The following is a 19,094-nucleotide window of genomic DNA, read 5'->3' on the forward strand; positions in this document are numbered from 1 at the left end:
ACCCAGAACATCCCATTCATCACACTGCGGTGTTCAACATGTGGACGTCCTGCCTGCCCTGAACGTACAGGGGGCAAACAAGATTCTATCAATATCCAAGCATCATCAGAAATGTCGTAACGTGCCATCATTTTGTTCCTGCATCGAAATCAATCAGATAATAATACTATTAATTGATATTAAGGGACACAGCCTAGTAACAAATTTTCCTTCTTCATCCCAAAGTTAACGTACGGAACCAACTTACTGGCACTGGCGTTGGTGTAAGTCATCTCATAACCTGCATCCAGTAAATTTGCTATGTTTGTCGGCTCCTTGAAATAGATATAATCTGACCACAGGGCTTTGGTGAGTACTTTGTTGGCAAATTGTGGATGGCTTTTGATCGCATCAGCTACCCAATAGAAGGATTGACGATTACCGTAGCATGTTGAATATTCATCATCGATGTTGATTCCATTCAGCCCGTATTTAACGACATCATTTACCATATCATTGGCAAGTTTTGTGGCCGTTGCTTTACTCATATTACATGACCAACCTGCATTTTGATGATTGCCTAGATAGGATAGTTGAACTTTGACGCCCTTTTTTTGCAAAGTCCGCACTAGGGAAATATTTTCTTTGAGGATCGAACTTATTTCATCGTTGTAAAATAGTACGGGGTTATTAGAGATGCTGCTGTTAATATTAGCTGCGAATAATATAACATCGGAAAAAAATGGCTTTTCAGTTCGTTTCACAACAAAATTACCGATATCCTTGACATGTTGCGGTGAAGGATTGCTCAGAAATGTAATATTATTTGCTGCAAGAGATTGATTTGTTGCAAAGGTAACGATAAGTACAACTTTCAACAAATTGATATTTTTTAACATCATAAATAAACCTCTTATCTTGGAATGAGTACACCATAAAATTCGCAGGCATCTTCGGAACATTTCGAAACCTTATTTCGCATCATGATTTCGCCAATATACCAATTGCCTGCGAAACGGGCATGTTATCTTTCTTCAGTTAAGTTAGGGATTATCTGTTGTTGTCAAACTAGTAACGGAGAGACGATGATGCTCCCCAGATTGAGGTAGTTCTGTGGGAATGGAACATTTGAAATAGGGGCTTCGCTTCATCCCAAATCATGCAGAGTTTTTTAATTATGTCATTTTTATATTGTTGTATGGATTTATTCTATGCATTGTTTTGAATTCAAATTCAGTTTCATTGAAAATCCAGATTTGAATTTTGCATCATCACTAACGACAGAGCATCTGACATTCCCTTATCTATCTTAGTCTTTTACTTGCTAGCTCATACACTTCACTCCGTTCGCGCTTACCAACTGCTACTACGGCGATAATCAACACATTATCTATGACCTCATAAACTAAGCGAAAACCAGAAGCGCGTAATTTTATTTTGTAACAATTTGGCATGCCTCGAAGTTTAGCTGATGGAATATGAGGTTCAACACAGCACTTTTTCAGCTTCTTAGCAAATTGTTGTTGGACTGATTTATCAAGTCTCTTCCACTCCTTGAGTGCATCTTCCCTGAATTTCACTCTATAGATCATAGATAATTATCCAAATCTACATCAACCAATGCCTGCCCTCTACGCTCATTTACCAGTCGAATAAGCTCTTGATCGTCCAAAGTATCAAGTATCTGTTCATAGAGCTCCGCAGGAATACAATAAAACACGGGTTGGTTACGATTTAGGATCGCAATAGGGTATCCAGCCCCGGCCCTAAGGGTCGCCATAGGGTTCTTTTTAAGTTCACTAATGCTTGCGCTCATATCTGACAGAATTATGTTGGCCATAAAAACACTCCAAAAGACTTGTTAATAAGTCTTATAGTAGCTTTCTTTGTTGAGAAAAGAAACAAAAAAGACCGTTTAAAAAGTCTTTTTCTCCGATGGTCTTTTTTTATTCTCATTACTATCAGCGTCTTGCTCGTATACAATTATCTATGCTGGTTTTAACTATTGGAGCTGAGTACGCGACACGAGATGCACTTATCTCACAATGAAAAAAGTGTCATCGAATCTAGACAGCGCAATTATCACTAACTGTGGGCATTTTGTTACTGAATAATGCCCCGAACAATGTTGCTATCTGGCAATCACTTTTTACAGAGGAGTTATTATTATGCCACTTGATAAAAATGTTGAAAAATGGCTTGCTTCCACGCCTGAAATTGCAATAGGAGAAGATTCCCCCTTGGAACAACTTCGAATCGTTCTTGAGCATGCTCTTATCCAGCAACAGGGCGAATGGAACGATGCGACATATAATAGCAGCTTTACTGTCCCCGCAGAGGATGGTTTCCCTATTCTTGTTCGTATGTATGTGCCCTATGGAAAAGAAAAGATGAGTGATAAACCCGCGCTGGTTTATGCTCATGGCGGTGGGTGGTGCGTAGGAAGTCTTGATGCTTGGGATCGCCCTTGCCGTAAGCTGGCGGAATCAATGGGTTGCGTTATCTTCTCGGTAGACTATCGGCTTGCCCCAGAAAACCCTTTTCCGGTACCACTAACGGATTTCTATGCGGCTCTATGCTATGTCACTGATAATACGGAAAAGTTTGGTATCAATAAGCAACAAATTGCGGTCGGTGGTGATAGCGCAGGTGGTAATCTTGCCGTTGCGGCTTGTTTGATGTCGCGAAACCAAGAAGGGCCTGCTATTTGCCATCAATTGCTATTCTATCCAGCTTTAGATGCATCAATGGAAACGGATTCATACGATAAATATGGTGAAGGTTATGTATTGACAAAACAGATGATGGCATTCTTTTGGCAGGCATACATTAATGAGCACAACAGCAGAACAAATCCACTTATCTCACCTTCTAATTTAACGCATTTTGAAGGATTGCCAGATGCAACTATTTTGCTTTGCGAATACGATCCGCTAAGAAGTGAAGGAGAAGCTTATGCACAGCAGTTAAGAGATGCAGGTGTATCTGTGCAGGTTGAAACTGTTGAGGGAATGATACATGGTGCAATGCATATGACTGCGGTGACGCCCTCTGCTGAAACATTTTACAAAAAATTTTGTTTTTGTTGAAAAGCATCATCTCTGTTTCACTGTTTCAGGCCAATTTGATAAGAATTGGCCCGATAACACTCTGGAATCATCAGGATACGGGCATGGGTAGTCATCCCGACAAAATATATATACCTGTCATCTTTCAAGTTGCCTCTTTGTTGGCTGCACTCACTCACCCCGGTCACATAGTTTGCTATGCTCCCGGGGATTCGCTCCTTTGCCGTCGCGATGCATCTTGAAATCTATAAGGTATAGTCCAGGAAGAATTGTTTCCCTGGACTGATTTATTCAACAAAGCCGGAGATGAGGTTTTATTTGCTATACTGATCTCACACCTGCATAAATATCTTTGGGCATCCTCTTTAAAACTCAGAACTGACCAATAAAAGGCTCAAGAATTTTAACCGACTCAGCTTCGCTTACATGAGCCGATGTTGCCTTTATAAGTGCTTTATTAAATTCAACTAATTTCAGACAGGTATTCATACGTTGTGATGAATCTAATCTACTTAAGAGGTTTCGATCTTGCATGGGATGTCGTGCAAGATTGGATGCTGCATCACTAAACTGTTCATCCATTCTGGCTGCCGCATATGAATTATCGGCTGCGATGTAGTCCTACACGTCAGCTCGGTCTTGCTTCGTTTCGGGTGTCCAGATAACTTTCACGCTTGGTCCACCACATTGGAGAGCGTAAAAAAGTCTGGGGCACTTTTTTACGCTCTCCATCTCCTGCTGTCACCATGTCACGGCGTTTGCTGCGCCGCGTGTTTCACTCGCAAAATTTCGACGGTGCGCGCCTCGTCCAGTACGCGATAAAAAATAATGTAGTTCCGATGCGCGACCAGCTCGCGCACATAATCCGGCAGGCCGGGCCGCCCGGTGCGGCCAAGCTCCGGGTGCTGCGCAAGCGGCAAGGTCTTGTCGCGTAGCTCCTGACCGAAGCTGCGCGCCCTGGTCGGGTTGTCTTTGCCTATGTATCGAACAATGGCGCGCAAATCCTCGCGGGCCTTCGGTCGCCACTCGATGCGGTAAGGGGTCTTTGCCTTCGCCATAAATCAGCCAGCCGCGCTCAAGCGCGCTTCCTTTTGGCGGGCTTGTGTTCGGCGGCCAAGGCGGCAATATCGGCGTCCATCTCGGCCATAACCTCATCGTGTGAAAGATTCGGGCGCGGGTCGTCGATAGCATCCTGAATCTCGGCAGCCAGCCACTCCGAGTAGGCGGCGGCTTGGTGGGCCTTACGCATTGCCTCGGCCCGGCCACGATTGCCGGCGGTTTCTTCTTTCTCGTCCGGGTTCCACTCACTGGCGTCGAACTGGCCGATGGTGATGCCTACGTCGCGCAACACGTTCAGGGCGGCAATGGGGTTGCCGAAACGGCGCGGCTCTTGGCTGCGGGCCTTCGCCAGCAAAGCGGCGGCACCGCTGCGGGTTGCGATCTGCACAAGGAAGATTCCGCCCTGCCCTTTCAGGGTCACACCTTCCACGCCGCCGGCATCGCTTGCGGCGCGTAGCTGCTCAATGGTCATGCTTTGCATGATTCACTCCTTATAGGGTGATGAAAGTAACAGGGTTGATTGTGCATGTTTTCTAGGAAACGCGCAATCACCTAGACAAAAAAGGTTGGACAAAATTTAATGGACATTTAGGGGTAGTGACCGGGTAGCTGGTCACTACCCCACATTGGCACGCCGTGCGGCAAACTCGGCTTCGACCTCATCATTAGATTGGCCCAAGCCAGCACGCATTGAGGCTCGCCCGGCTTCTACCTTGTGACACAGGAATTTATTGTATTCTCGTTCCTCACGTTGGCGTTGAATAAATTCGGCACGTAGTTCAGGTTCTAATTTCATCGTAAAAACAGCTTGTTTCGTCATGATCTGACTTCCTAACATTATTATTCTGTACTAATAAGGTATGTATAATCTCATTACTCTACGCGATTTTGCTTGTCGGAAAACATCTGTTTTCCGACAAAATAAGCGGCCTTTCTGAATTATCTAATGAGCAATTTTACGTAAGATATTGTGCATATTAGGGCTGATAATTTTTTTAAATTGTGATAGCGCCATTGATACAAGTTACAGCACTACCGCCGACAAAAATCTTACCGTCGGAATGGTTGAGCCATACGCTTCCCTGACGGCCAAGTTTTTTGCCTTGTGATGAATGAACGATTTTATCGTCAATCATTGCTACCTTGTGGTGGCGCATAAATGCAGCAACGCTGCCGTTGCCACTACCGCAAACCGGGTCTTCATTGACACCGCATGATGGGGCGAAAGAGCGTACTTCAATATCAGCCTCTGCTCCTTCACGGTAGGCACCATACAGACAAACTCCGGTTATGTTCATTTGCGTGTCGTGTTCAAGTAATCTGGCATAGTCGGGTTTTGTTGCCAGTACGGCTTCTGCTCCCGTAGTATGGGCGACAATCCAGCGAGCTCCCACGTCAATAAGTGCTGGTGTTAACGCGCGATCTAACTGGCAACCCAGAATGCTTTCAAGGCGATCTATCTGTTCGGCGCTAAGCAATGTGATGGCTGGTTCTGGTAGTTCAAAAGTGATTAATTTCCGACCTTCTTCCGTTTCGGTAACGTTCAATGTAATCAATCCCGCTCCGCATTCCTGCACAATACGCCCTTCTCTCGCCTGAATTAAACCGGCTTCAAGAAGAGCATGTGCGGTACCGATCGTAGGATGGCCGGCAAAAGGAAGTTCACTACCGGGTGTGAAAATCCGTACACGATAATCCGCCAATGGGTTTTCTGCCGGAAGAATAAAAGTGGTTTCAGAAAGGTTGGTCCAGTTGGCAATGCCCTGCATCTGTATCGGTGAAAGTTCTTGAGCATCCATAACAACGGCGACGGGATTTCCTTTAAAAGGCTGGTGAGTAAATACATCAACCTGCTTAAATGGCACAAGAGACATAAAATTTCCTTTTTATGGTGGCAAAAGTGGTTTGTAAGTGTATCAAGGTATATTATTACACTGTGGTTGATAATAAAAAAATAGTTTCGATAAGATATATGTGATGAAACTCAAATAAAACAATTAAATTAAATCCTTTGTGAAATAACATAATACTAATATTAATATAATTGTGTTTAATTGATTGCAATGAATTAATACTTTTATTGGAAATAATAAATCATGATTAAACTTATCTATACAAATAATAGAGAGCAATGGAAACAAGGATTATCGATCATAAAAACAGACGAAAAAGCCAATTTAATTATCACCAATAAACGAGGCCGAAAACTGGATGGCTTTGGCGGTTGTTTTAATGAACTTGGGATGAATGCTTTATTAGATCTGGATAAAGAAAATAGAAAAAATGTGTTAGATAAATTATTTTCGCCGGATGGAGAATGCAAATTAACATTAGCCAGAATGCCTATTGGTGCCAGTGATTATGCGGTTTCTTGGTATAGTTTAAATGAGATTGAAGATGATTATAATATGGCTCATTTTTCAATTCAAAGAGACAAAAAATTATTGATTCCTTATATAAAGGAGGCGTTAAAAAGACAACCAAATTTAAAAATATCTGCTTCACCGTGGAGCCCTCCAGTATGGCTTAAAACTCATCAAGTCTGTAATTTTGGCAAATTAAAGAGTGATGCTCAAAGCCAGGATGCATATGCTTTATATTTTGTAAAATTTATCGAAGAATATCAGCAAGAAGGCATTTCAATAGATCAAATTCATATCCAGAATGAAGTTGCCGCGGATCAAAAATTCCCTTCTTGTGTATGGAACGGTGAGCAATTAAGAGATTTTATAAAAAATCATCTCGGGCCGAAATTCGAACAAAATAACGTAGAAGCTGAGATTTGGTTAGGTACTATTAATGCTCCTGAATTCGCTAAAGAGATTGGGCAAGATTATGATGATTACGCAAATTGTGTATTACGTGATATAGGCGCTTATAAATATATAAAAGGCGTTGGTTATCAATGGCAAGGGAAAAATGCTATTCAAAGAACAGTACAAAGCTATCCAGAATTAAAATATTATCAAACTGAAAATGAATGTGGTGATGGTCATAATAGTTGGGAATATGCTCATTATGTATTTACGCTTTTCAGACATTATTTAACTAATGGCGCTAATGGTTATTTTTATTGGAATATGGTGCTGCATTCTGGGGGAGAAAGTAGTTGGGGTTGGAAACAGAATAGTATGATAAGTATTCCAAAAGGAATAAATAAAGTGATATATAATCCAGAGTATTACGTCATGCGCCATTTTTCTGGTTTAATTTTACCTGATGCGCAGCATGTTGAGTTAGAAGGTAATATGTCAGGAAATGCTGTTGCTTTCGAGAATAAAACGGGTTCCCTTGTAGTGAATATAAATAATTCTTATAAAGAAAAGAAAAAATTAAATATTGGTTATAACAATGATGTTTGGTCTATTTATTTGGAACCTGATTCGATTAATTCTATTATATTTAACTAAGAGAACATAACAATCTGGAGTTATCTATGAAGAATAAATTCCCTACCGGCTTTTTATGGGGCGGCGCGGTTGCCGCTAACCAAGTTGAAGGTTATTGGAATCAGGATGGCAAAGGAATGAGTATTGCTGATGTTATGACAAAAGGAGAGCATGGTGTTGATCGTGTCATAACTAATGGTATTGAGGAAAATAAAATCTATCCTAATCATCAAGGTGTGAAATTTTATTCCCATTATAAAGATGATATTGCGTTATTTGCAGAAATGGGATTCAAATGTTTTAGGACGTCAATTGCTTGGTCAAGAATTTTTCCTCATGGTGATGAATCACACCCTAACGAAGCTGGCTTAAAATTTTACGACGATCTTATTGATGAATTGTTGAAATATAATATTGAACCCGTTATTACTTTATCTCACTTTGAAATGCCTTATCATTTGGCTAAGAAATATGGCGGTTGGTATAACCGCAAAGTAATAGACTTTTTTATCAATTTTAGCCTAACGGTTATGGCAAGATATAAAAATAAAGTCAAATACTGGATTACATTTAATGAAATTAATAACCAAATAAATTGGCAATATCCACTATTTGGTTATTGTAATTCAGGTGTGATTTACCAGGATCACGACAATCCAGAACAGGTCATGTATCAAACTATTCATCATCAATTTGTTGCTAGTGCAAAAGTTGTCAAATTAGGTCATGAAATAAATCCTAATTTTAAAATTGGCTGCATGATCCATATGTCGCCATTATATCCAGAGAGCTGTAAGCCAGAAGATGTTTTATATGCACAACAAGCTATGCGCCAGAAATATCTTTTTAGTGACGTTCAGCTTCGTGGGTATTATCCAGCTTATATTATTAGGGAGTGGGAAAGAAAAAATATAGAGCTTCATATTGAAGATGGTGATTTAAATTGGTTACGGGAAGGTTGCGCTGATTATTTGGCAATAAGCTATTATATGAGTAATATCGTTGCTTCATCCACCGAAATGTTAGAAAAAAATAGCCAATCCCTCTCCTTCTTTGAGAAAGGAAAGCTCAATCCCTATTTGAAATCCTCTGAATGGGAGTGGCAAATTGATCCTATAGGTATTCGATACAGTTTATCTGAATTATATGAGCGTTATCAAAAACCTATTTTTATTGTTGAAAATGGGTTGGGTTCCGTTGATAAATTATCTCAAGATGGTGTTATCAATGATGATTATCGTATTGAATATTTAGAATCGCATCTATCCGAAATTAAAAAATCTATTTTATTCGATGGTGTTGATATACTCGGTTATACTGTATGGGGATGTATCGATTGTGTCTCTTTTACAACTGGTGAATATCGCAAGCGATATGGATTTATTTATGTCAATGTTGATGATAATGGAAATGGGGATTTTGTACGTTATAAGAAAAAGAGTTTTTCTTGGTATAAGAAAGTTATAGCAACGAACGGTAAAAATATCTAATTAAATTAAAAGCTATCCTATTTGATTTGAGGATGGCTTATTAATTTTAACTATTTAACTCTCTTTGGTGATTTTATATTTATCTCGATACTCTTTTGGTGTCATATTATAGTTTCGCTTGAACATGGAGTAAAAATAATGTAAAGAAGAATAACCGCAAACGGTAACAATTTCACTGATTGAAATAGAGGTGTGGATTAAAAGATTTTTTACTTTATCTAACTTCTCATTATGAATAATGGTATGAATTGTTTGCCCAAATTCACTTTTAAAACGGTTTTCAAGATTAGAACGTGACATACCAACAGCATCGGTAACTTGTTCAACTCTTATCCCCTTACAGGCGTGATGACGAATATAATGCATGGCTTGAATAACTGCGGGATCGTTTAATGCCCGAAAATCTGTCGATTGCCTTGCAATAACCTTTGAAGGTGGAATTAATTGGCGGTAGTATTTTTTAGGAGCGTAGCCTTTAAGGAGTTTATGAAGCAATTTTGCTGCTTGGTAGCCCATTTGTTGTGTACCTTGCACAACGGAAGAGAGTGCCGTACGTGAAAGAAAGCGGGCTATTTCTTCATTATCTATGCCTATAACACAGATTTTATCAGGAATAGGAATATTTAAATGTTCACATGCGGCTAAAATATGTCGAGCTCTGGCATCCGTTACGGCGATAATGCCGGTATTTGGGGGTAAAGTTTGCAGCCAATCTTTTAATTCATTTTGTGCGTAAAACCAATTTTCCGGTGTTGTCTCCATTCCTTGATATACCACACCTTGATATTTTTCTTTTTCGACTAATTGTCGGAAAGCGTATTCACGCTCTATTGCCCATCGTTTACCACTGGTCTCAGGCAAACCATAAAATGCAAAGCATTTAATACCTTTATTTTTTAAATGATTAAATGCACTTTCTATTAACGCAAAGTTATTTGTCGCAATGTAATGAACCGCAGGGTAGCGATTTTCTTGGTGATAAGAGCCGCCGACACCAATAACAGGAATGTCTAACTGACTGAAAATACGTTGGATTTCTATATCATCAAAATCAGCAATAATTCCATCACTCTGTAAGGTTTTCAAGCTATTTAATTTGGTGGTGAAATCTTCTTCAATGAAGATATCCCAATTGCATTGACATGCTTGTAAATATTCACCTATCCCTTCTATCACCTGACGATCATAAGCTTTATTGGCATTAAATAATAGTGTTATATGGTATCGTTTGTTTATCATTGATATTCCTTATTGATTTATACAGTCTTGATCATAATTATTTTTCTATTTTCAGGGTTAAATTGATGCCAATTTATGAGATAAATCACACAATTAACAATAATCTTAATGAAGAAATAAAATAACACAATTGAAAATAGCGGCATTGATGAACAAAATTTTATACATACACGTATGTCTATACCCTATGGATTTCAAGATGGATCGCGACGGCAAGGGAGAGAATCCCCGGGAGCATAGGTAACTATGTGACCGGGGTGAGCGAGTGCAGCCAACAAAGAGGCAACTTGAAAGATAACGGGTATATTAGATAGAGGCTGATATGCATCGATATTTTGAAGAAATAAATAGAATCAGTTACGAAGGTAGACAAAGTAATAATCCATTAGCTTTCCGTCACTACAATCCCGAAGAGATTATTCTAGGCAAAAAGATGAAAGATCATCTGCGTTTTGCCGTCTGCTATTGGCACAGTTTTTGTTGGAATGGTGCTGATATGTTTGGCTCTGGGGCATTTGAGCGTTTTTGGCAAAAAGGCAATGATGCCTTAGAATTGGCGAAGCTTAAAGCTGATGTTGCTTTTGAGTTTTTCTACAAGCTCAATATTCCTTTTTATTGTTTCCATGATATTGATGTTGCACCCGAAGGCCGTTCCTTAAAAGAATATATTTATAATTTGGAAATTATGTCCGATATTCTTGCTGATAAACAAGCAGAGACTGACGTTAAATTGTTATGGGGAACGGCAAACTGTTTTACACATCCGCGTTATGCTGCCGGTGCATCAACTAATCCAGATCTCAATATTTTTGCTTATGCATCAGCACAAGTATGTCAGGTTATGCAAATGACTAAAAAACTGGGCGGTGAAAATTATGTACTGTGGGGTGGACGTGAAGGCTATGAAAGTTTACTCAATACAGATTTACGTCAAGAAAGAGAACAAATTGGCCGTTTTATGCAAATGGTTGTGGATTACAAATACAAAATTGGTTTTCAGGGAACATTATTAATTGAACCTAAACCTCAGGAACCGACTAAACACCAGTATGATTATGATGTGGCGACTGTTTATGGTTTCCTAAAGCAGTTTGGTTTAGAAAATGAAATTAAGGTGAATATTGAAGCTAACCACGCCACATTAGCTGGACACTCCTTTCAGCATGAAGTAGCCACAGCGATTGCATTGGGGATATTTGGTTCTATTGATGCGAATCGCGGGGATGCTCAATTGGGTTGGGATACCGATCAATTTCCAAATAGTGTCGAGGAAAATTCTCTTGTAATGTATGAAATCTTAAAAGCCGGTGGCTTTACCACGGGTGGTTTAAATTTCGATGCGAAAGTTCGCCGTCAAAGTATTGATATTGATGATCTGTTTTATGGGCATATCGGTGCCATCGATACTATGGCTTTATCATTAAAGAGTGCGGTGAAAATATTAGTAGACGGTAAATTAGATGAATATGTCGCTCAGCGTTATTCTGGTTGGAATAGTGAATTAGGTAGAGATATTCTTGAAGGAAAAATGACACTTGATGAAGTGGCTCATTATGCAGAAACATTGGTTCAAGAACCTAAACATCGAAGTGGACAACAGGAATTACTCGAAAATCTTATTAATCGCTATATTTATGATTAAATTAGTTATTGGCTAACAGGTCCTACGTTGGGAACAGTCAAGCTAGAGGATGGTGACTGGATGATAGAAGTCGTCTTGGTAGAAACGGGTGAAAAAACCGAATACCGTCTGACCCACATTAACAATGATCCCAAGGCCGCCTGAATGTACGCTATTGCTATTAGCACCGCTAATTCTTCTTTCTGTTTTTCAGTTATTCACTAAATAAAATCCTGTAAGTCAGTATATTTTCTGATTTGTCATAAAATGAATATTTAATCGTGATATGAATACGAATTTTTCTTATCTTTTATGTGAAAATACACATTTTTTTGACAAGTAAAATGGGATTATGAGATGGCTCACATACAATTAGGAAATGGTGAAATTATTAATCTTACCGAAGCAGAAACAAGAAATTCTCGCGAAGCGAAAGGCGGATATGTATATATGCTTGATAATATAGCGTATAAACCAATGAATCTAAACAATTCTATTAAAGGTGTTTTTAAAAACTGTGATCGTAGTTATGGCTTGCCAAGCGTATACTTAGACGTTTTTAATGCTAAATTTTCATTTCAAGGCAGCAATGGTATAGATCGTAATGAGGACGCTACTATTATTAAGATGAAACGAATTGATACCAGTAATAATAGTGGTAATCATTTCTTTCAGATTTCCCACGGTGGTAGAGCGAATCTTGAGAACTTTATTAATAACGAAGGTGATGAAGAAAGGTTAAAAAGAATCTTACGAGCTTTATGTGCAGCTAGGGAATCAAATTTAAAAGATCCTCAAGGTTTTTATTCGTCGAGAGGATCTAACCCGATATTGTTCTGTGATATTCATTGTGGTACAACCCCTAGCTTAGAAATTGAAGAATTGATTGAATATACTCAAAATAGGATGAAAAATTCCCTTGACGATTAACTGTCGCTAGTCTTATCAGATCTGACAAAGCACTTTGGAAGGTTGAGAGTTACCGGTTTGGATATGGATGTTGAATCCTTATACAAAGCGCAAGAGGTAACTCTCATGTTTTCCCCACAAGATTCGATCTTAGACATCTCCATATCCCAGAATTCCCACATCAATTTACATATGTATGTATATACAGCCTGCTAACATTATATTACTATGATACAAGCGCAATCCGGTAACAAATGTTACATATTGATTTGCTTTTACTCTCTTATTGAATCTAACTTAGGTGAGAATTACATGATGACAGTATCCCCCAAGCCTAACCTTCAACTTGTTTACGTATCTGATATTGAATGTTCGACGGTCTTCTACGAGACGATTTTCAATGCTAAGCCGGTATTTTCGAGCCCTCGTTATGTGGCATTTGCCGCCGGCGGTGAAGCACTATTCGCTATTTGGTCAGGCGGAACAACGCCAGATGCCTCTACTCCTCGGTTCTCTGAGATCGGTATTATGTTGCCATCTGGAGAAGATGTAGATCGCTTATTTGAAGAATGGCAGAAGAAACCCGATATCAAGATTGTGAAGGAACCCCACACTGAAATTTTTGGTCGTACTTTCCTCGTTGAAGATCCCGATGGTCATATTATTCGGGTATGTCCTTTGGATTAGATGTATTGACTCTTTTCTGCCGTCCTTATATAAAAAAGCTTGCTATAATTACAAGTGTAAAATAACGTGTTTCATACAGGGGTTAACATGCCAGCAACACAAATCAGATTAAAGAAAACAGTGAGCGTGACCGTTGCACCTGAACTGTATCAACAAGCGAGACAGGTAGGGCTTAACTTATCAGCAGTGCTGACTAAAGCACTAATTTCGGAACTGAAAGCCGTTGAGTCTGAACGCTGGAAACGTGAGAATAAGGCAGGAATGGAAGAACTTAATCGTATCACTAACGAACACGGTTTACTGTCTGACAAGTACAGGGTGTTCTGAGATGCAGTATGTTGTTTATCGCAATATTGGCAATTCTGCTTACCCATATCTTCTTGACGTACAGAGTGACATTATTGATATGTTGAATACAAGATTAATGATACCCCTGTTTCTGAAAGAAAATTTTAAAGGCAAAGTTCCTATAAGATTATGTCCAATATTGACAATTGAGGAGAGTGACTACATCGTCATGACTCATGAAATGGCAAGTATCAGAGTATCTATGATCGGTAATGAAGTTATTGATGTCACATCCCACCGGAAACAAATTAAAGATGCTTTGGATTTTCTCATTGATGGATTTTGACTAGTCGAAAAAGTAACGCAACAATGGATGGTATTTGGCTTGTTGCATAGTCGCCATCACGATTTCTTAAAATAACGACTAGGGGACTTCGTTTATGAAGTCCTCTGATAGGTAGTCCTTAATAGTGCTGCACGATAATGATTGCATCATCTGTTACCTTGTAAACCAGACGATGCTCTCGATTAATACGTCTAGACCAATAACCCGACAATTATGTTTTAAAGGTTCTCCATCAAAGGGTTGCCTTTACCATTTCAGTCCAAGATAAAATCATTCTTTCAATAGCCCTTTTTCAATAGCCCTTTTTCAATCATTCTCCCTGCTTCCACTTCAGCAATTGCCTGATTTAAATGTGCCGCGTTTTTCGGGCTAGCCATTAAATAGGCTGTTTCTTCGTAGGCTTGAAAATCTTCCAAACGTAGGGCGATCGCTGGCTTGCCATTCTGATGAGTAATCAGAATTGGCTTGTGATTGTCGTTCACTTTATCTAAGGGGCTGGCGAAGTGAGTTCTAAATGCTGAATAGTTTATTGTGTCCATCGTTAATTCCCTCTCCCCCGCTTCCATTATGCTTATAAGTTCATAGTTAATTTTCTTACTTGCCATAGTAACCGGCCTCGTAAGAATTGATGATTCCGTTAATTAATGCTTTTTTCTTCTTATTTGAAATCTGACTATTGTTGATTTCTTTTGTGTGTATTTTGGGTGAAATGAATATTTCGGACATGCCGATTTCTTGAATTAAATTATCACTCTTAAAATAATTAATTTTTTTCTCAAATTCATGTGAACTGATGTTATTCATTCTATCCTTAACTCCTTCTCGATAAAATTGTTCAAAGAATGGCGTCATAAGCTTAATAGAATTATTTACATGTGTTTCAAAATTAGGGTCAAAATCATCATTAGAGCGATAAACATAATGTCGGGCTTCCCGTTCATAAGGTGGGAGATTTATTGAACAAGAAGATAAAAATAAGAAAATAGGGAAAAAATATAAAGCACGCATAAAAAATCCTCAATGATTATTGTCCTAATAATAGATTTAAATAATTATCGGTTGTTTATTGATCACACGCTGATTATGTTCTTCGAAGGCATCTGCCAGCTTTTTATTGAAGCGAACCGATTTAACCAATGCATTGAAGAAAACTTCTGAGTCTCGGTTATTCAAACTCATAACTTCGTATTCATGAATGGTTTTTTCAGCATGTGTTAATGCACTAGTCAGGATAAAGTTGCTAACTGTGGCTGTATTCATAGAGAATACCTTCCTTAGATGTATACCCGTTAGATAATGTGAGAGCAATGTACGTCAAAATGGTGTTTTTTCCAATTTTTACGATGACAAAAATTGCATTTATATTTTCAAGCTAAGGTTTTTCTGTGTCGTTTCATTTGATTTCTAACTATGCAATTCCCCCAATTTCTGCTTAATTTGCTGTTGAAAATATTCCGCACGAGTTAATAAAACGGCTATTGTTTTCACATCACACTGTTCACTCTTTTCAATCCGCAGGCAGACACGTATTCCTTGCTGATATTGCATCAGCGCAAAAGCGCCTTTCATACGGTGGGCGTGATGCACGACTTTTTCATGGCATTGTTGGTTTTCCTGTTGTTGCAATTGTGCAATATCTTCCGACATCCCTTGCTGTATTGCGCTAAGTAATTGGCGCTCTACAGCTATATCTTGTTGTGCCAACGCTTGAATTTCATCGAATTTTAATGTTGCTTTGTCATTAACTTGCCGGTAATAACGGGTAATTTCTGCCAGCAATTTGCTTTGCACCAGTGGTTTGATCAATACACCATTCATTCCCGCTTCCAAACAACGAGCCTGTTCGGTAGAGAACGCGTTCGCGGTACAGCCCAGGATAATAAATGGCGGTAATTGCCGTAATCGTTCATGTTTTCTCAGTAACTGAGCCAGTTGGTAACCATTCATCATCGGCATCTGGCAATCTGTCAGCACGATATCGAAATAACCCTCCTCCACCAGCTTCATGGCTTGTTCACCGCTTTCAGTTAGCGCGATACGATGTCCCGATGGCGCTAACTGTAATGACAACACCTGTAAATTGGCAGGTAAATCATCAACCACTAAGATATTCAAAGATTCATGAAGCTCCGTCTCAATGTTTTCGGTTTTTTCGCTTATCGCCTCTTTTTCAATAATCGTGCGCGTCAGCGGTAACACCACGGTAACCTGTGCGCCACCACTGGGTGCCCCCGTGATTTTCAAGCTGCCACCCATTAGTTCAACTAACTGTACAGAAATAGGTAATCCCAACCCGGTACCGGTTTTACCGCCATTATTTTGTGTCACCTGTACATAGGGCAACAAAACCGCTTCATACATGGTTTCCGGGATGCCACAACCGGTATCGGCAACCACCAGCGTAATTTCATCTTGGTGATTCTCTGGAATAGGCTGATAGCTGGCGCTGATCTGTACACTTCCCTGTTCGGTAAATTTAATGGCATTGCCCAACAGGTTATTGATGACTTGGGTTATGCGTGTCGCATCCAGTAGATGATAATATTCAGACGGTAAATCAAACTGATAGGTGAAAAATAATTCTTTTTCCTTTGCTCGATGGCTGAAAGTTGCTACACAACTTTCCAGAATTGCCTGCAATGATTCCGACTTGAGATTCAGTACCATCCGACCAGATTCTATCTTGGAGAAATCCAGCACATCACCGATGATTCCTTGCAAAGATATTGCCGCCTGCCAGGCGATATGTAATGGCGTGGATGGTTGAGTTTGCTTTTTTACCTCCAGATCAAGGATACCGATAATGGCTTGCAGCGGGGTGCGGATCTCATGGCTCATGTGGGCCAGAAAATCTGATTTCTCCAGGCTAGCGAGTTCGGCCTTATCACGCTCCTGACGTAGCTCTTGTGCCAGCAATTTACGTTCGGTGACATCAAACCAACCACCAATGATTCCCTGAACAACGCCTTCGGTATTGCTATAACTTTCGAGCCACAAATAAACATCTTTATCTTGTCCCTGAATAACAATGTTGCGATCAGAGAAATGTACCGGTGCCCCTTCCAGACAGCGTAGAAAAATTAGACTGATCTCTTGCTCATCGGTCGGCTTTAGAAAGCATAAGGAAAAAAGACTACGACCAATCACCTCAGATCCGACAGTGCCCATTTCATGCCGGAAATAGAGGTTAGCCGCTGTGATGCACATGGTTGGATCGCAGACAAACATTGGCGTAGGCATGTTATTAAAGAGTGTTTCCCAGTACGCCAGCAAATCTTGTAAGTTGCTTTCTGCGGTCTTACGTCGTCTGATTTGATGTGCGAGATAACTGCCCCAAAAAATTGAGCTTAACGCAATTACAAGTAACGCCCCTCCCCACAGCTTCACCCAAGGAGAGATTTTATTGTCATTATAAGGCGTGACATTCGCCATAGATAACCACTTCAACCGTAATACCCGCAGTTCATTTGGTGGCAGTGCATCAATGCTTTTATTTAATATGTCCACCAGTTGAGGATAGGTCGGTATGATGGCGTATTGTTCCGGTTGCAGCGAGCCTTTAAAGAACTGAATAGAAATATTGGTGCCGTAGTGGCTTGCTTGTAGGTAATCAGCACTGATTAGGCTATCAAAAGTGGCATCTGCCGCGCCGGCCAGCACCATATCAATACCTTGTGTCACGCTGTCAACTTCGATGATAAAAATCTCTGGATACTGTTTTAAGAGTGATAAAAGTGCGTTGCCGCGCTGAATTGCCACCCGATGGTGTTTAAGTTGTTCGAACTCATAAGGCGCATTACGCTCATTGCGCGTGATCATCACCCATTCCACGGTACCATAGGGATGACTGAAAGAGAGCCAACGGCTACGTTCGGGCGTGTTGAGCATGGAGGTCATTTGTGCTTCGCCATTTTCTAACCGCTTTTTAATGCCTGTTGCGCCATCTGTTGGGATAAAATTAAAGGTGATGCCACTTTTTTCTCCCAGTAAACGTAAAATGTCCACATCCAGCCCGGTGATTTGACCGTTTTTATCCAGAAAAGAATAAGGTGGCGCAGCGCGATTCAGTGCCACATTGACGACAGGATTTTTTTTAATCCAGGCTTTTTCCTGAGCTGAAAAGATGGCGGCGTCGTTACTGTTGCCTAACGCTAGCCCAGAAATCCAACGTTCATAAACTTTATTTCTGATGGCATGAGGAATGGATGTCAGAATCAGATTTACTGCTTCAACCATGCCATCACCGTTGTGGCCAAGAAAATCATATCGTTCCCCGAGTGAAATATCCCGTCGGTAAGTCAAACCGGTAAATGGACGAAAAGCCAGTAAATAGGCAATCTGGCTTTGTCCATCGAGATAGGCATCCATTTTGCCATCTACGACTGCTTGTATTCCCTCCTGCTGATTTTTCGCCATTGAAATGGTGCGGTAATGTTTACGTAATTGCTTAATGACATCCGGATCACTACCGGGTGCCGCCATAATATTCATTTCAGCAAAAGGCATATTCACTTGTTCTTTGCGCATAATCAGGGCAAGTGGTTGTACCAGAATTGGATAAGTGTCGTTTGCTCCATTTCCTGATTGCGATGAGGCGGAATTCGATAACAGTTGGATATCGCCACGTTGCAACGCTTTATAAGCTGATTCCCAGTTGCCAAACAACCGTACCTCCACTGGCCTTTTCAGCACGGTTTCAATCAAGCGCAGGTAATCCGCATAAATCCCTTCCAACTTGCCGTCCCAACGATGGATCACCAATGGGGCACCGATACAACAGAGAATGCCGACTTTTAATGTCGGGAAACGTAAGGGAAGAACCGTTTGTTCTTTGACCGGCAACGGCAAAAATTCCTGCGATTCTTGTGTGATGTTTGAATAAAACTCCACCGGTAGTCCATTTGCAGGGAGATCTTGCGCATTGCGGTATTCAAACAGGTTGAGACTCCAACCAGATAGCGGTAACAGCAATACCAATAGGGCAATCCATCGCCATGTTTTGCACCGGTACTTCATGGC

The 19,094-nt window shown here is 40.2% G+C and carries 22 protein-coding genes and 1 pseudogene; 9 read left to right on the forward strand and 14 right to left on the reverse strand.

Annotated elements, in window-relative coordinates; translation table 11 throughout:
• Window positions 1-179: 179 nt before the first annotated feature.
• The 3 genes from EAE91_RS07135 to EAE91_RS07145 form a co-directional block, all read right to left on the reverse strand.
• A complete protein-coding gene (locus tag EAE91_RS07135; protein WP_214087880.1) occupies window positions 180-881 on the reverse strand; it encodes a glycoside hydrolase family 18 protein in 702 nt (233 codons plus the stop codon).
• Window positions 882-1,283: 402 nt separating this feature from the next.
• The gene (locus tag EAE91_RS07140) at window positions 1,284-1,571 is read right to left on the reverse strand and encodes a type II toxin-antitoxin system RelE family toxin (protein ID WP_214087881.1); all 288 of its coding nucleotides are present in this window, start codon (window positions 1,569-1,571) and stop codon (window positions 1,284-1,286) included.
• A complete protein-coding gene (locus tag EAE91_RS07145; protein ID WP_214087882.1) occupies window positions 1,568-1,819 on the reverse strand; it encodes a type II toxin-antitoxin system Phd/YefM family antitoxin in 252 nt (83 codons plus the stop codon). Before EAE91_RS07145 ends, EAE91_RS07140 begins: the two co-directional genes overlap by 4 nt.
• 328 nt (window positions 1,820-2,147) lie before the next feature.
• Between EAE91_RS07145 and EAE91_RS07150 the strand changes: the two genes are divergently transcribed.
• Window positions 2,148-3,068 (forward strand): alpha/beta hydrolase, encoded by a 921-nt coding sequence (locus EAE91_RS07150; protein ID WP_214087883.1) that lies wholly within the window; start codon window positions 2,148-2,150, stop codon window positions 3,066-3,068.
• Window positions 3,069-3,419: 351 nt separating this feature from the next.
• Here the strand turns inward: EAE91_RS07150 and EAE91_RS24110 are convergent, their stop codons facing one another.
• The 5 genes from EAE91_RS24110 to EAE91_RS07175 form a co-directional block, all read right to left on the reverse strand.
• Complete coding sequence (locus tag EAE91_RS24110) at window positions 3,420-3,629, reverse strand: hypothetical protein (protein ID WP_244868714.1); 210 nt, start codon at window positions 3,627-3,629, stop codon at window positions 3,420-3,422.
• 167 nt (window positions 3,630-3,796) lie between these two features.
• The gene (locus EAE91_RS07160) at window positions 3,797-4,105 is read right to left on the reverse strand and encodes a type II toxin-antitoxin system RelE/ParE family toxin (RefSeq protein WP_036780593.1); all 309 of its coding nucleotides are present in this window, start codon (window positions 4,103-4,105) and stop codon (window positions 3,797-3,799) included.
• Window positions 4,106-4,122: 17 nt separating this feature from the next.
• On the reverse strand, window positions 4,123-4,587 hold the full coding sequence (locus tag EAE91_RS07165; RefSeq protein ID WP_036780591.1) for an antitoxin PaaA2 family protein: 465 nt from the start codon (window positions 4,585-4,587) through the stop codon (window positions 4,123-4,125).
• A gap of 135 nt (window positions 4,588-4,722) precedes the next feature.
• The gene (locus EAE91_RS07170) at window positions 4,723-4,926 is read right to left on the reverse strand and encodes an antitoxin of toxin-antitoxin stability system (RefSeq protein WP_214087884.1); all 204 of its coding nucleotides are present in this window, start codon (window positions 4,924-4,926) and stop codon (window positions 4,723-4,725) included.
• Between the two features lie 175 nt (window positions 4,927-5,101).
• Window positions 5,102-5,980, reverse strand: a complete 879-nt coding sequence (locus tag EAE91_RS07175) for a PhzF family phenazine biosynthesis protein (RefSeq protein WP_214087885.1) — start codon at window positions 5,978-5,980, stop codon at window positions 5,102-5,104.
• 222 nt (window positions 5,981-6,202) lie between these two features.
• On the opposite strand from EAE91_RS07175, the gene EAE91_RS07180 reads away from it, so the two are divergent.
• Window positions 6,203-7,516, forward strand: coding sequence for a glycoside hydrolase family 30 protein (locus EAE91_RS07180; protein WP_214087886.1), 1,314 nt, complete (start codon window positions 6,203-6,205; stop codon window positions 7,514-7,516).
• Window positions 7,517-7,542: 26 nt separating this feature from the next.
• Window positions 7,543-8,985 (forward strand): 6-phospho-beta-glucosidase, encoded by a 1,443-nt coding sequence (locus tag EAE91_RS07185; protein ID WP_214087887.1) that lies wholly within the window; start codon window positions 7,543-7,545, stop codon window positions 8,983-8,985.
• 54 nt (window positions 8,986-9,039) lie between these two features.
• Here the strand turns inward: EAE91_RS07185 and EAE91_RS07190 are convergent, their stop codons facing one another.
• Window positions 9,040-10,224, reverse strand: coding sequence for a XylR family transcriptional regulator (locus EAE91_RS07190; protein WP_214087888.1), 1,185 nt, complete (start codon window positions 10,222-10,224; stop codon window positions 9,040-9,042).
• Between the two features lie 322 nt (window positions 10,225-10,546).
• Here EAE91_RS07190 and xylA point away from each other — a divergent pair, with 322 nt between their 5' ends.
• From xylA to EAE91_RS07220, 6 genes are all read left to right on the forward strand, one after another.
• Window positions 10,547-11,866, forward strand: coding sequence for a xylose isomerase (gene xylA, locus EAE91_RS07195; RefSeq protein ID WP_214087889.1), 1,320 nt, complete (start codon window positions 10,547-10,549; stop codon window positions 11,864-11,866).
• A 27-nt stretch (window positions 11,867-11,893) separates the two neighbouring features.
• On the forward strand, window positions 11,894-12,010 hold the full coding sequence (locus EAE91_RS24950; RefSeq protein ID WP_214087890.1) for a DUF5397 family protein: 117 nt from the start codon (window positions 11,894-11,896) through the stop codon (window positions 12,008-12,010).
• 192 nt (window positions 12,011-12,202) lie between these two features.
• Window positions 12,203-12,775, forward strand: a complete 573-nt coding sequence (locus EAE91_RS07205; protein WP_214087891.1) for a hypothetical protein — start codon at window positions 12,203-12,205, stop codon at window positions 12,773-12,775.
• Between the two features lie 294 nt (window positions 12,776-13,069).
• Window positions 13,070-13,441 carry a VOC family protein gene (locus tag EAE91_RS07210; RefSeq protein WP_011146526.1) on the forward strand — a complete coding sequence of 124 codons (372 nt, stop codon included), beginning with the start codon at window positions 13,070-13,072 and terminating at the stop codon, window positions 13,439-13,441.
• An 87-nt stretch (window positions 13,442-13,528) separates the two neighbouring features.
• Window positions 13,529-13,768: a type II toxin-antitoxin system CcdA family antitoxin gene (locus tag EAE91_RS07215; RefSeq protein ID WP_011146527.1), complete on the forward strand. Its 240-nt coding sequence runs from the start codon at window positions 13,529-13,531 to the stop codon at window positions 13,766-13,768.
• A gap of 1 nt (window position 13,769) precedes the next feature.
• Window positions 13,770-14,075 (forward strand): CcdB family protein, encoded by a 306-nt coding sequence (locus tag EAE91_RS07220; protein WP_011146528.1) that lies wholly within the window; start codon window positions 13,770-13,772, stop codon window positions 14,073-14,075.
• 118 nt (window positions 14,076-14,193) lie between these two features.
• Here EAE91_RS07220 and EAE91_RS07225 read toward each other — a convergent pair.
• The 5 genes and pseudogenes from EAE91_RS07225 to EAE91_RS07245 form a co-directional block, all read right to left on the reverse strand.
• Window positions 14,194-14,321 (reverse strand): annotated as a pseudogene (locus tag EAE91_RS07225) (Txe/YoeB family addiction module toxin); the annotation flags it as partial.
• Between the two features lie 32 nt (window positions 14,322-14,353).
• Window positions 14,354-14,680 (reverse strand): type II toxin-antitoxin system Phd/YefM family antitoxin, encoded by a 327-nt coding sequence (locus tag EAE91_RS07230; RefSeq protein WP_244868715.1) that lies wholly within the window; start codon window positions 14,678-14,680, stop codon window positions 14,354-14,356.
• Window positions 14,670-15,083 (reverse strand): Exc2 family lipoprotein, encoded by a 414-nt coding sequence (locus tag EAE91_RS07235; RefSeq protein WP_113049478.1) that lies wholly within the window; start codon window positions 15,081-15,083, stop codon window positions 14,670-14,672. Before EAE91_RS07235 ends, EAE91_RS07230 begins: the two co-directional genes overlap by 11 nt.
• A 36-nt stretch (window positions 15,084-15,119) precedes the next feature.
• Window positions 15,120-15,335, reverse strand: coding sequence for a type II toxin-antitoxin system TacA family antitoxin (locus EAE91_RS07240; protein ID WP_214087892.1), 216 nt, complete (start codon window positions 15,333-15,335; stop codon window positions 15,120-15,122).
• Window positions 15,336-15,479: 144 nt separating this feature from the next.
• On the reverse strand, window positions 15,480-19,091 hold the full coding sequence (locus tag EAE91_RS07245) for a transporter substrate-binding domain-containing protein (RefSeq protein WP_214087893.1): 3,612 nt from the start codon (window positions 19,089-19,091) through the stop codon (window positions 15,480-15,482).
• Window positions 19,092-19,094: the final 3 nt, after the last annotated feature.

Source organism: Photorhabdus noenieputensis (genome assembly GCF_018448935.1).
In the GTDB taxonomy this organism is placed as follows: domain Bacteria; phylum Pseudomonadota; class Gammaproteobacteria; order Enterobacterales; family Enterobacteriaceae; genus Photorhabdus; species Photorhabdus noenieputensis.